The organism is Streptomyces sp. NPDC005706, assembly GCF_040631045.1.
Lineage (GTDB): Bacteria > Actinomycetota > Actinomycetes > Streptomycetales > Streptomycetaceae > Streptomyces.
This window is the reverse complement of sequence record NZ_JBEXYS010000011.1, coordinates 96,494-109,081: the sequence shown is the minus strand read 5'-3', so window position 1 is coordinate 109,081 and position 12,588 is coordinate 96,494. Positions and strand designations below refer to the sequence as shown.

At 67.1% G+C, this 12,588-nt stretch carries 6 protein-coding genes and 5 pseudogenes; 8 read left to right on the top strand and 3 right to left on the bottom strand.

Going from position 1 to position 12,588, the window contains the following annotated elements:
• Positions 1-66: 66 nt before the first annotated feature.
• Together ABZ478_RS19745 and ABZ478_RS19740 are read left to right on the top strand one after the other, a co-directional pair.
• Positions 67-271 (top strand): annotated as a pseudogene (locus tag ABZ478_RS19745) (transposase); the annotation flags it as partial.
• 372 nt (positions 272-643) lie between these two features.
• Positions 644-3,046, top strand: a complete 2,403-nt coding sequence (locus ABZ478_RS19740; RefSeq protein ID WP_359551059.1) for a family 20 glycosylhydrolase — start codon at positions 644-646, stop codon at positions 3,044-3,046.
• A gap of 126 nt (positions 3,047-3,172) precedes the next feature.
• Here the strand turns inward: ABZ478_RS19740 and ABZ478_RS19735 are convergent.
• A pseudogene (locus ABZ478_RS19735) lies at positions 3,173-3,445 on the bottom strand (IS5/IS1182 family transposase); the annotation flags it as partial.
• Position 3,446: 1 nt separating this feature from the next.
• On the opposite strand from ABZ478_RS19735, the pseudogene ABZ478_RS19730 reads away from it, so the two are divergent.
• Together ABZ478_RS19730 and ABZ478_RS19725 are read left to right on the top strand one after the other, a co-directional pair.
• Positions 3,447-3,919, top strand: a pseudogene (locus ABZ478_RS19730) (ISAzo13 family transposase); the annotation flags it as partial.
• A gap of 156 nt (positions 3,920-4,075) precedes the next feature.
• A pseudogene (locus tag ABZ478_RS19725) lies at positions 4,076-4,891 on the top strand (IS5 family transposase).
• A gap of 73 nt (positions 4,892-4,964) precedes the next feature.
• Here ABZ478_RS19725 and ABZ478_RS19720 read toward each other — a convergent pair.
• On the bottom strand, positions 4,965-5,477 hold the full coding sequence (locus ABZ478_RS19720; protein WP_359551056.1) for an ATP-binding protein: 513 nt from the start codon (positions 5,475-5,477) through the stop codon (positions 4,965-4,967).
• A gap of 538 nt (positions 5,478-6,015) precedes the next feature.
• Here ABZ478_RS19720 and ABZ478_RS19715 point away from each other — a divergent pair.
• The 4 genes and pseudogenes from ABZ478_RS19715 (at position 6,016) to ABZ478_RS19700 (ending at position 9,160) form a co-directional block, all read left to right on the top strand.
• Positions 6,016-6,456, top strand: a complete 441-nt coding sequence (locus tag ABZ478_RS19715) for a transposase (protein ID WP_359551054.1) — start codon at positions 6,016-6,018, stop codon at positions 6,454-6,456.
• A gap of 958 nt (positions 6,457-7,414) precedes the next feature.
• Positions 7,415-7,666 (top strand): annotated as a pseudogene (locus tag ABZ478_RS19710) (DUF4158 domain-containing protein); the annotation flags it as partial.
• Positions 7,667-7,677: 11 nt separating this feature from the next.
• Positions 7,678-7,899 (top strand): DUF4158 domain-containing protein, encoded by a 222-nt coding sequence (locus tag ABZ478_RS19705; RefSeq protein WP_359551051.1) that lies wholly within the window; start codon positions 7,678-7,680, stop codon positions 7,897-7,899.
• 532 nt (positions 7,900-8,431) lie between these two features.
• Positions 8,432-9,160, top strand: a complete 729-nt coding sequence (locus ABZ478_RS19700) for a hypothetical protein (protein ID WP_359551049.1) — start codon at positions 8,432-8,434, stop codon at positions 9,158-9,160.
• A 660-nt stretch (positions 9,161-9,820) separates the two neighbouring features.
• Here the strand turns inward: ABZ478_RS19700 and ABZ478_RS19695 are convergent.
• Positions 9,821-12,262: a SpoIIE family protein phosphatase gene (locus ABZ478_RS19695; protein ID WP_359551047.1), complete on the bottom strand. Its 2,442-nt coding sequence runs from the start codon at positions 12,260-12,262 to the stop codon at positions 9,821-9,823.
• Positions 12,263-12,588: the final 326 nt, after the last annotated feature.

Genomic DNA, 12,588 nt, shown 5'->3' with positions numbered 1-12,588 from the left:
CAGGGCATAGCCACCACCCTTCGGTAATGCCGCCCTCAGACCGTCTCCTACATGGTCAGTTGACGGTTGTGTAGGGCATGGGAGGGTGGACGGTGGGGATGGCTCGTTCCGGATGGCTTGTGGGAGTTGGCAAGCCGTTGCTGCCGCCGGCGCAGGTGCGTCCACAGGGCGGCGGGGTTGCGAACATCGATGATGAGGCGTGTTTGCCGCGATCATTTACGTGCTGGTCAGCGGCTGCGCGTGGCGGGCGTTGCCACCGTGCTTCGGTGTTCACCCGACCGGACAGCGTCGATCGTCGACTCCCAGTCGGTGCGGACTCCGGCGAGGATCGTGTGCTCGATATCCGGCGGACGGCGGGAAGAAGGTCGGCGGCCGCAGGCGGCACCCGGTCGTCGCCTCCTTCGGTCTGGTCCTGGTCGTCGCGGTAACCGTCCTACGTGCACGGCCGACGCCACCGTCACTCCGCCACCTGCGGTCTGGCGGGCCGTACGGCAGGGCGAGGTGAGCATTACTAAAAGAAACCATGGAACGAATTGGTGTAGACCTCTTGACGAGGCTTCCCTGCTGCCAGTTCACTCCGGTGTCAAGTCTCTGCAGAGGGTTCTGTCGTCTGCGATTCGCGATTGTCACGAAGGGAATCCCTATGGCACCCGACCGGACATCACATGTCTCCCCGCCACCACCGCTCGACCGCTCCGCGTGGCGGACCAGGATCCGCCGCGCCCTCGCCGGTGCCACCGCCGCGGTAGCGCTCGCCGCCGTTGCCATCCTCCCGACGGCCGCGACCGGACATGCCGCCACTCCTGTCCCGCCGACCGTCCCTGCCCTCCAGCAGTGGACCGGCACCTCAGGGGGCTTCGTCCTCACCCCGGCCGTCCGCGTCCTGGCCGACAGCACCTACGCCGGGACCCTGACCGACGACGCGCAGCAGTTCGCCGCGGACCTGTCTGTGCACACGGGGACCACCGTGCCGGTCGTAAAGACCACCCCGGACCAGGCGCGCACCGGCGACATCGTGCTCACCCTCGGATCGGCCGACACTCAGCTCGGCACCGAGGGCTATGCGCTCAAGGTCGCCGGGGCACTCACCGTGACCGCCCGCACCGACGCCGGCGCGTTCTACGGCACCAGGACCGTCCTGCAACTCCTCGGTCGCAGCAACATCGTTCCAGGCGGCACGGCCCGCGACTGGCCCGCCAAGCCCGAGCGCGGCCTCATGGTGGACGTCGGCCGCAAGTACTTCACTATCGGCTGGCTGCAGCAGCAGATCCGCGAAATGGCCCACCTCAAGCTCAACTACCTTCACCTGCACCTGTCGGACGACAAGGGCTTCCGCATCGAGAGCACCAGCCACCCCGAGGTCGTCTCCACCCAGCACTACAGCAAGCAGGAGATGACCGACCTCATCGCCTACGCGGCGCGCTACCACGTGATGGTCGTCCCCGAGATCGACGCCCCCGGCCACATGGCGCCGATCCTGGCGGCGCATCCCGACCTCCAGCTCAAAGACTCCTCTGGTACCGCGGCGACCGGCAAGATTGACCTCTCCCTGCCCGGCGCCTACACCATCGTCGACGACCTCGTGAAGGAGTACCTGGCGCTCTTCCCCGCCCCCTACTTCCACATGGGAGCCGACGAGTACCTCACCAGCTACACCAGCTACCCTCAGCTGCTGACCTACGCGCAGGCCCACTACGGCAGCGGCGCCAAGGCCGCCGACACCTACTACGGCTTCATCAACCACGTCGACTCCGTCATCCGCGCCGCGGGCAAGACCGCACGCATGTGGACCGACGGCATACACGGCGACGGCACCGTCACACCGAACGCCGACATCATCGGCGAAAAGTGGAACTCCGCCGGGCTCAGCGCGCAGGCGCTGGTGGATGCCGGCCACATCGTCACCAACGAGCCCCGTTCCCAGCTCTACTACGTGCTCGGCGGCTACAAGCCCCCGACGGCGTCCCTGTACACGACGTGGACGGCCGACACCTTCGACAACGGCGGCACCCTGACCGACCCGACGAAGAACCGCGGCTCCAAGCTGCACATCTGGTGCGACACGCCCGGGGCAGAGACTGAGGAACAGGTCGCTGACGGCATCGCCAAGCCCTTGCGCGTCCTGGCTCAGCAGACCTGGGGCTCGCCCAAGCCGACCGCCGCCTACCTGGACTTCGTGCCCGTTATGGGCGCGGCCGGACACTCGACCGGCCACCCCTCGGCCGCGCTGCCGGGCAATCTCGCCCAGTACCGTCCGGTCACCACCTCCAGCGTCGAGCCGGTCCTGAGGGCCAATATGAACGGCGCTGGCAACTCCACCAATAACACTGACTACTTCGCCGGGGCCAACGTCACCGACGACGCCGCCACCACACGCTGGTCGAGTCTGCGCGCCGACCCGCAGTGGCTTCAGGTCGACCTCGGCGCCTCGCAGTCCATCGGCCGCGTCAAGCTGGCGTGGGAGGCGGCCTACGGGAAGGCGTACCAGGTGCAGATGTCGCAGGACGGCACCACGTGGACGACGATCTACAGCACGAGCACGGGCAACGGCGATACCGACGACCTCACCGGGCTGAGCGGCCAGGGCCGCTACCTACGGCTGACCCTCACCCAGCGCGGCACAACCTACGGATACTCGCTGTACGGCGTCGAGGTCTACTCCCCGGATCTCGCCCAGGCCCGGCCCACCACTGCCTCGTCCGTCGAGACGGCCGATTTCCCGTCGGAGTACGCCACCGACGGCGACCCGGCCACACGCTGGTCGAGTCTGCGCGCCGACCCGCAGTGGCTTCAGGTCGATCTCGGCGCCTCGCAGTCCATCGGCCGCGTCAAGCTGGCGTGGGAGGCGGCCTACGGGAAGGCGTACCAGGTGCAGATGTCGCAGGACGGCACCACGTGGACGACGATCTACAGCACGAGCACGGGCAACGGCGATACCGACGACCTCACCGGGCTGAGCGGCCAGGGCCGCTACCTACGGCTGACCCTCACCCAGCGCGGCACAACCTACGGATACTCGCTCTACTCAGTGCAGGTGTACAGCTGAGGGTGGCACTACCCGGACCCAGCGCAATGCGGGGACCGGGTAGCGCCACGACTGTCAACGTCCCGCGCTCATAACGAGCTGGTGCGTGATAGCAGGTGAGGTGTGTCTCTCCTGTTCGGGGCTGTGTCAGCCGGTGATGGCGCGGTCGGAGACGAGACCGGCGATGGCTTGGTAGGTGGCAGGCAGGACGTCTCGCCGGTGGGTCCAGCGGGTCAGCTGCTTCCAGCGTTTGTGGTCGGCGAGGGCGTGTTCGACGGTGATGCGCTGTGAGGAGTGGCGGTGGCGGGCTCGGCGTCGGGCTTCATGGACTTCGGGCGGGCTGATCTTGTTGCCCTTCCGTGGCGGCGTCACCGCCTGCCCGGGGTGGTCACGGCGGAGCCCGAGGTAGCCGTCGTCGAGGCAGTTCCGCTACCTCAACGAGCAGGCGCGCGATCACAGGGACGCGTGCGACCCGATGATCAGTGGGGATACCAAGAAGAAGGAGTTGATCGGCGACTACAAGAACGCGGGGCACGAGTGGCGGCCCGCCAAGCAACCCGTGAGGGTTAACACCCACGCCTTCCCCGGCCAGGCCGAAAAGGCCATTGCATACGGCGTCTACGACATGGCGGCGAACACCGGCTGGGTCAGCATCGGCACTGATCACGACACGGCGGCGTTCGCCGTTGCCTCGATCCGCCGCTGGTGGCAGGCCCGCTGCCGGCACGACTACCCCCGGGCACACCGGCTGCTGATCACTGCCGACGGTGGGGGCTCGAACGGCTACCGCACCCGCGGCGGGAAGTCTCATCTGGCCGACCTCACTGCCGAAACCGGCCTGGAGATCACCGCGTGTCACCTGCCGCCGGCACATCGAAGTGGAACAAGACCGATCGCTGCGCCGTGCTCCCGGTCGTACGAGGCCGGGCCAGGTGGGCGCTGACGCCCGTCGCGCGCCGTTGCTGCTTCCGAACTTATGGAGGCTCTTCGGCTTCCGGTCCCGCGGTCTAAGACCGTGTCTTACATGGTCAATTGACGGTTGTGTAGGGCATGGGGGGGGGTGGACGGTGGGGATGGATCGTTCCGGATAGCGTGTGGGAGTTGGCAAGGTCGTTGCTGCCGCCGGCGCGGGTGCGTCCATGGGGCGGCGGGGTTGCGAACATCGATGATGAGGCGGTGTTTGCCGCGATCATTTACGTGCTGGTCAGCGGCTGCGCATGGCGGGCGTTGCCACCGTGCTTCGGAGCGTCGAAGTCGACCGTGCATCGCCGCTTCGCCATCTGGTCTCGCGCCCGAGTATGGGGGCGGCTGCATCATAAGGTTCTCCAGCTCCTGGACGAGCAGGACCTGGTCGACCTGTCTCGTGCGGTGCTCGATTCAGCCCACGTGAGGGCTAAAAGGGGGCGAACTTGCAGGTCCGAGCCCCGTGGACCGGGATAAGCCCGGTTCCAAGATGCATGTCCTGTCCGACGCGAACGGACTGCCCCTACGGGTCGGGCTCTCCGCGGCCAACCCACACAACACCCTCGCCCTGAAGCCGATGCTGTCCCATTTCCACATGGGACACGAATCCCACGCGGCCGACTCAAGCCCGTGCGCCTCCATGCAGACAAGGCGTACGACATCCCTCACCTGCGGCGATGGCTATGGGGTAAACGCATCGGCGTCCGCATCGCCCGCAAGGGCATCGACTTCAACGAGCGACTCGGCCGACGCAGGTGGGTCATTGAACGCACCATGTCCTGGATGACCGGCTACCGCCGTCTCTACCACCGTTACGAGCGGAAACCAGGCAACTACCTGGCCTTTCTCGGGCTGGCATCCGCCCTCTGCTGCTACAAGCGCTTCCTCAAACTGACCATGTAGGACACGGTCTTAGGGTGGAATGCTGCTTCGGTATCGGCCACCTTGTCGATACAGCAGCGTGTGACCAGCGGTTTCACTCGGGCAGGGAGGACTCGGTCGGCCAGGCACCGCCCGTTGGGCTGCGGCCGCCCGCCCCGAGCGGTAGGTCTAGCTCTGCGGTGACCCAGTTCCCGGTCCGTGTGCGGGCGACCGTCAGCCGAGTGGTAACGGCTTCGATCAGGGTGAAGCCTCGCCCGAAGCAGTCGGCGTCCTCGCGGACTCCCAAGCCCGCAGATGTGCTCCACTGGCCGTTGTCCCTGACGATCACGGTCAACACCCCTGGGCTGAGCTTGAGCAGCAGAGTGACGTCTGGGCTGGCGCTGTGAAGCACCACGTTGGTGACGAGTTCGCTCACGACGAGCGTGAGCGACTCCTGGACTTCCTCGCAGAGATCCCAGCGCCGGATCTCATCTAGGGCATGACGCCTCAGTACTGGTACCGAGGAGGGAAGGGCCGCTGCCGAGGCAGCGCTGACAGCACGACTCTGCAGGGGACAGAGTCCCGGATGTACCGAGACTTCGCATTTCGCAAGGTCGGTTGCAATCATGTTGATCCCTCGGGAAGCGAGGTGAGAGGTGAACCGCAGAGCTGCGGCGGGGCCCTAGTCCCGACGGGACCGATCTGGGCGGAACACTCCTTACGGAGTTGATTACATCTCGACCATATGGCGATCGATTAATCTAGTCAAACCCTGAGGTCATTTGATCACTTCTCAGCAGGAGTGATTTTCCCGCAGGCCGCAAGCTCAAGATCTCCTGGCTTGACTCTGTAGGGAATCTTGGAATCTCCGCGGTCCACGGACACGGCGAGGTGCCATGGTTCCAGTGCCATGCCGAAGCGCCACATTCGCAGCGAACCGTCGTCCAGCGCCGCGTCGAGCAGACTGTACGGGGGCGGCCGTAGTCGACCTCGGTGCCGGTGTCGCCGGTCGACTCCGAAGCTCCGAGCAGTTCCTCGTTGTACTCGCGCATGACGGCCTGGTCGGCGGGCTGCGGGATCACTGCCGGACCCTGCGTCGGCGGAGATGAGAAGTGACGATGCCGCAGGGTTTGCCCAGTTCATGACTCTGCTGGAGGAGCACGATGATGACGAGGGCACCCCGATTCCTAATGGCGATCGAGACGGCACGCGGACTGCTCGTTGCGTGTCTGCGGTGCACCGGCCGACCGGTCTTCACGATCAATCCGCTGGCGGTCGCCCGCTACCGGGACCGTCACTCCGTCGCCCGCAAGAAGTCAGACGCTGGGGACGCCGCGGCCCTGGCCCACATTCTGCGAACCGACATGGTCGCCCACCGGCCGCTGCCGGCGGACTCCGAACTCGTTCAGACCATCGCCATGCTCGCCCGGGCCCAGCGGGACGCCGTCTGGGCTCGCGGCCAGGCCCACAACGGGCATCGATCCCAGCTCAGAGAGTTCTACTCGTCGATCCTCGACGCCTTCGCGAGTCGAAAGCACGGCGTGTGCTCGAGGGAGGCCCGCAGCATCCTGGCCGCAGCACCGACCCAACATCGGCTGCGAAGCTGACACGGCGGCGCCTGCAGTCGCTGCTCGGGCAGGCCGGCCGCATCCGCGGCATCCAGGCTGAAGCCGAACGTCTCCACGAGGTCTTCAAACGCGACTACCTCCACCAGCTCCCGCGGGTCAAGGCGGCTCTCGGGCATCAGACATCCGCTTTGCTCAGGCAGCTGAACACCGCCTGCGACAACGCTGACCAGCTCGAGGAAGCCGTCACGCAGGCCTTCGAGGAGCATCCGGATGCACCGGTCATCCGGAGCCTTCTAGGTTTCGCCGCACTGACTGGCGCCCGGGTCCTGCTAGTGGGCCATGATCCCGGCGAACGCGTGTGCGTCACCTGCCTGGCCTGCGTGATGACGAAGGCCAACGGGCGGCATTGGCTGTCTGCAGCGAGTGGACCCTGGTGGTCAGTCCGCCGCGGTAGCGTCCGAGGGCATGGCCGGCCGGGCAAGTCGAGGTCGTCTTCGGCGTCGGCCTGGGCAAGCAGAGCGGTGAAGACCTTCTCCCAGGTTCCGTCGGCGGCCCACTTCCGCAGGCGGTTGTGGGCGCCTTTCCATGACCCGGAGTGCTGGGGCTTCACCTACGTAGTCATTCGCTCAGACTACTGATTACTTTGCGGTCATTTGATGCCAGTCTATTGACTCGATCATCGATGCGGGCCTAGCTTCGGCGCACCCTAACCTCGCGCTTTCATGAAGCGGGCTGTCCGGCAGGCGGTCAGGAAAGCAGAAAGTGGCCCTGACGGTCAGACGAACGTGATTGGCTAAGCGACGTAAGGTCAGTCCCGTTCAACGCAGCTCGTCAACCGAGTACCGCCCCGCAGGAGCGGTGGAGCGGGCTGGCAGGTAGCAGCCGATCGCCGACTAGCTAGGGTCCGCCTTCAAACGGATCTTGCCCCGACGAACAGCGCCGAGCACGTTCACCACCGTGCCGGACGAGGGGCAGTTGGCCGGCTACTTTCTGCTGGATCGCGACGCGCGGCGGCGGGCGATGGCCTGCGGGCGCGAGGTCGCAGCTCGGCTATGCCGTCCAACTCGGCACCGTACGGTTCCTGGGCACCTTCCTGGACAACTCCGAGGAGGCGCCCTCCGAGGTCGTGGAGTACGTTGCCGACCAGCTCGGCCATTCCCCGTTGGTGTTCGCCGGATACGGCGCCGAGCGCACCCTGTGGGACCACCAGAAGGCAATCAAGGACGCCTACGGCTACCGGGATCTGAAGGGCGACGCCTGGTGGAAGCTGGCCCGCTGGGCGTGGGACGCTGCGGGTCGGGCAACGGGCGCCCCATCGCTCTGTTCGACCTCGCCACTCTGCAGCTGGTCGAGAGCAAGGTGCTGCTGCCCGGCGCCACCGTCCTGGAGCGCATGGTCACCTCCATCCGCGAGCACACCAACCGCAAGACCTGGCGTACCCCGCGGCCGCCAAACCGGATGCCGCCCAGGGCGGCGCCCTGACCGGGCTGCTGCCGGTCGAGGACAGGCGCCGCACCTCCAAGCTGGACCGGCTGCGCCGACGGCCACCCTGGTGGCGTTCGTCGCCGCGATGCGCACCCGCGCCGCGGACGAGGCGATCGAGGTCTTCGACATACTGATGTCCGACCTCGCCCTCCGCGAACCTGGCCGCCAAGCAGCGCATGCGCACCCTGGGCGACCTGGACTCCGCCGCCTTACTGCTGCGCGAGGCGTGGATCACCCTCAGCCACGCCGCCGCCGGCCCAGAGCAGGACGCCCGCAGCGCAGGTTCCGATCAGCCCTGTGAACGCGTCCGGTGCAAGCGACGAAGACAGTGTCGAGCAGGGTGCCAGCGGGGAAGAAGCCGCTGCCCAGCCACAGCCCCGTGCCGCGGCGAGGCCAGCGGAGAGCCCAGGCCGTCCGGGGCCGGGTGCGGGGGCGGCTTACAGGCGCCTCAGCCGACGCGGTGTTGCTCCGCACACCCACGCTCCTGCAACGGCCTGCACGGCTGCAGCGGGGCCACTAGGTTGGGCGGGTGACGACTGCCTCTGCTGTTGATCTGCCCCGGCTGCCGGCCAACCCGTCGCTGATCAGCCTCTCTTACCACCATGAACACCCCGCCCGAGCGTACGAGTTCGACAACACGCTGGAAGCCTGGACGGTCGCCGCACGGATCGACGCGGCCATTCTGGCCGAGGACATGGCCGCCCACCACGATGTCGACCAGGTGACCTTGGACCCCATCGAGGACGTGGCAGTGGGCCGCATGTCGTTCGTGCGGGTGCGCATGTTCGGCCCCGACGACCCCTTCCAGGCCATGGACGCCTATACCGGGGACCTCTCCCGCATTGGGGAAACGGTGCTGGACATCGGCCGAAGCAAGTTCGCGCACGCGTTCGCGAAGACGCTCGCACACCCCGTCGGCGACCTTCTGATCATGGACCGGGTCATTCTCGAGCCCGCGTGGCGCGGCTTCGGCCTGGGCCCCGTCCTGGCCAGCGTGGCCATCCGCCGCCTGTCCCAGGACTGCGTCGCCGTTGCGTGCGAGCCAGGACCAGCCGATGGCCGCGAGATGACCGAGGAACAACACCACCAGGCGGCCGCCAAACTCGCCCGCCTCTGGTCCACCATCGGCTTCGAACCGTTTCAGGACGGCGTACACATCCTCGACTGCCACTTGCAACGCCCCCAGGACCTCCTAACCGAGCGCCAGAAGGAATTCATCGCGCTGTGCCGCTCCTGGCGCGAGCACCGCAACTCCTGACGTTCCGGGATCTGTTCAACCGCATGCCGACGGCCGGGACGCAGCCCCGGCCGTCGGGATTCAGGCCTTGCCCGCCCGTCGACCAGGCCGCGCACGGGTGTAGTCGCCGGCCCGGTGGTGAGCAGACTTAGTCAAGGAGGGTGCCGATGCCGGATCCGGGTGCAACGTTGTAGTCCTTGGGGCCGAAGACGCTGACGTTGCTGGTGCTCCCTTTGGTGCTGGTGCTTCGTAGCAGCCAGAGGGCGCCGTGCGGTGGTCGTCGTAGGGGGCGGAGACAGCGAGGTCCGCCTAGCTGTCGCGGTTGAAGTCGGCGCGGCGGAGCTGGGAGCCGAGCGGCTACGGCCGCTGCCACGGCGAGACGCACTGAGTGACGCACGAAAACGCCTGCACAACCACAGACGCCCGGACGGCGTCCGCGAACCAGAACGACGGCCCCCTCCCGGGCGCCCGGCATCGGCAAGACCCCTAGCCATCGGGCTCGGGGGAAGGCCGCCCACGCCGGCTACTCGGTCCTGTTCGACACCGCCAGTAACTCGCCCGCCTGGGCGCCGCCCACCACGTCAGCCGCCTGGAGGCCGAGCAGATGCGCCGTCCCAGCGCCCACCAGCCGCGAGCCGGGAAGCGCGTGGGTTATCGAGGGCGGCGCACGCCGGGCTCGATCTAAGTCGAGGAGATCGACAGCGTTGAGGAGTGGTTCGTCGGGCGGTTTGGTAGGGATTGTTCAGCCCAAATGGTTTTGCCGCGGCGGCCATAGCGGCAGCCCCAGCGGGTGCTTAGTTGGGCGATCAGGAACAGTCCTCGTCCACCTTCGTCGATGGTGAGGGCGCGCCGGAGGCGGGGCTGGGTGTTGCTCGGGTCGGTGACCTCGCAGACCAGGACGTTGTCCCGGATCAGCCGGAGGCTGATCGGCCGATTGGTATGGTCCTGCGACCCGCCGGAGGCGCCGCCGTAGCGGATGGCGTTGGTGACCAGTTCGCTAATGATGAGCTCGGTGGTGAAGGCGAGTTCCTCCAGTTCCCAAGCAGCGAGTTGGGCCGTACAGGCCTCGCGGGCGCTCGCGACCTCGGCCGGATCCGCCGTGAAGTCCCAGCTCACGGTCGACTCGGCCGGCAGCGCGCGCGTACGGGCCAGTAGCAGGGCGATGTCGTCGCGTGGCGAGTGGTCGCCGAGTTCGGCCTGGATCGCGGGGCCGACCTCGTTGAGGTCCCTATCAGGTCCGCACTGTGCGGACAGGGTGCTGATCAGCTGTCGCAGTCCGTTGCCGATGTCCTGGTCGTCGCGTTCGATCAGACCGTCGGTGTACAAGGCAAGCACGCTGCCGGGTTCCAGGGTGATGGTGGTGGTCTCGTACGGCATGCCACCCACGGCGAGTGGTGGACCCGGTGAGAGGTCGACGAGGTGGGTGGCGCCGTCTGGGCGGATGACGACGGGCGGCGGGTGGCCGGCGCTGACCAGGGTGCACTGGCAGGTGACCGGGTCGTAGGCGGCGTACAGGCAGGTTGCCCCGACCGTGTCCTGGAGCTCGGGAGGTGTTTCCTCGGCCAGGCGCTGGATCAGGTCCGCGATATGGGTGAAGAGGTCTTCTGGATCGAGTTCCAGCTCGGCGAGAGTCCGCACGGCAGTGCGTAGCCGGCCCATGGTGGCGCTGGCGTGCAGGCCGTGACCGATGACGTCCCCGACGACCACGGCCACGCGCAGGGAAGGCAGCGGGATCACGTCGAACCAGTCGCCGCCGATCTCGGCTCCGCCGCCAGCCGGCCAGTAGAAGGCGGCAGTCTCGGCCGCCGCGCTGTCACTGGTCCCCTTCGGAAGCAGCCGCCGTTGCAGGGTGACGGCTGCCCGATGCTCGCGGGTGTAGCGGCGCGCATTGTCGATGGCGAGCGCACCTCGGGACGCGATCTGGCGCACGAGGTCTACTTCTCGCCGGGTGAACGGTTCGGGCTGGTCCACCCTCCACACCGACAGGATGCCGAGTGCCAGGCCCCGGGCGTAGAGCGGTGCCACAATGGTCGAATGGCCGCCTGGCACGACCAGCAGGTCGACCAGCCGCTCATCGCCGCCGAGGACGGCGATGAATTCCTCTCGGCTGAAAAGCACCGCCTGGGCGTGGAGAAGGCTGTCCTGGAGTGGCTTGTCGAACTCGGGCATCACTGGAAGCAGCTCACCGACGTGGACATGGCTGGCCGGCCACGCGCCGTAGAGCGACGCCACTGCGACCTTCATCATGCGCGTGTTGCCGCCGCCCATCCATAGGGACGGCTCGTCGCCCACGAGCACCTTCTCGGACAGGTCCATCGATGCCATATCTCCGAGCGCGGGGACGACCGCGTCCGCCACTTGCTGCGCGGTGCGCCTCAAGTCGAGGGAGCCGCCGATCCGGAGGGCGGCCTCGTGCAGCATATGAAGGTGCTGACGGTCTCGCTCCTGTTCGGTAATGTTAGTGAAGATCGTGGCCACACCTGTCGGATGCCCCCGCGCGTCCTCCAGTCGGAACGCGGACAGTGACAGCACCCACTCCCGCTCGGGCATCTGAATGAATCGCATCGACTGATGTCGCTCGACCACCGGGACACCGGTTGCCATCACCCTTCGCAGCATCACCTCGACGTTCGAGGCGTCTTCTGCCGACAACATTTCCCGTATCAGGCGCGCAGGAGGCGCGGACGGGCCGCCGAACATCTCAGGAGTCACATTGGTCCGTACAATGGACAGGTCGGTGTTAAAAAGGCCGACACCGATTTGATCCTGGGCGAGCAGCCCGCGCAGACACGACACGCTGTGTTCCCACTCGGTTACCTGCCACGTCGGCCCAGCCAGCACCAGCAGCTCCGAGGAATCTGCCAGCGGCACAACCCGGAACGTCACCTCCACTGTGCTACCGGACCGGGTGCGCAGCATCACCCGCCCCGCGTCCTGCATGCCGGGTAGCGCCTCGGGAGCACCAGCGAACAGGGCCTGCACCGGCTGGCCGCAAACCTCCGCTGCCTCGCGCCCCACCAGCTCCGCCGCCGCTCGAGACCACCGCACCACCGTCCCCCCAGCATCGAGGATGGCCACGGACGCAGCGCCGAAGTCCAACGACCGATCGACGAAACCGGACATACTGCACCCTCTCCATGTCAGCAAGGACCGACCCCGGAGACCTCCATTATCACCGCGACCACGGTGCTCCGCCGAGCACAAGCAATGCCCCCAGCCTGTTCGGCAGCTCCCTTTTGCGAGGAGGTGGAGTCCATCAGGGTGCGGTGTGGCTGGTGCCGAGACCTGCCCGAGCATCCGACTGAGTGAGCGGCGATCTGCTCGGTCGCCAGCGAGCTCACCGTTGGCAGTGGAGAGACGCTGCGCAGTGGGTCAGCGGAGAGCGCACCGGTGCCACATATGAGGAGTCGGCGGAGCTGCGGCGGCTGCGCACGGCGGTGCGGGAACAC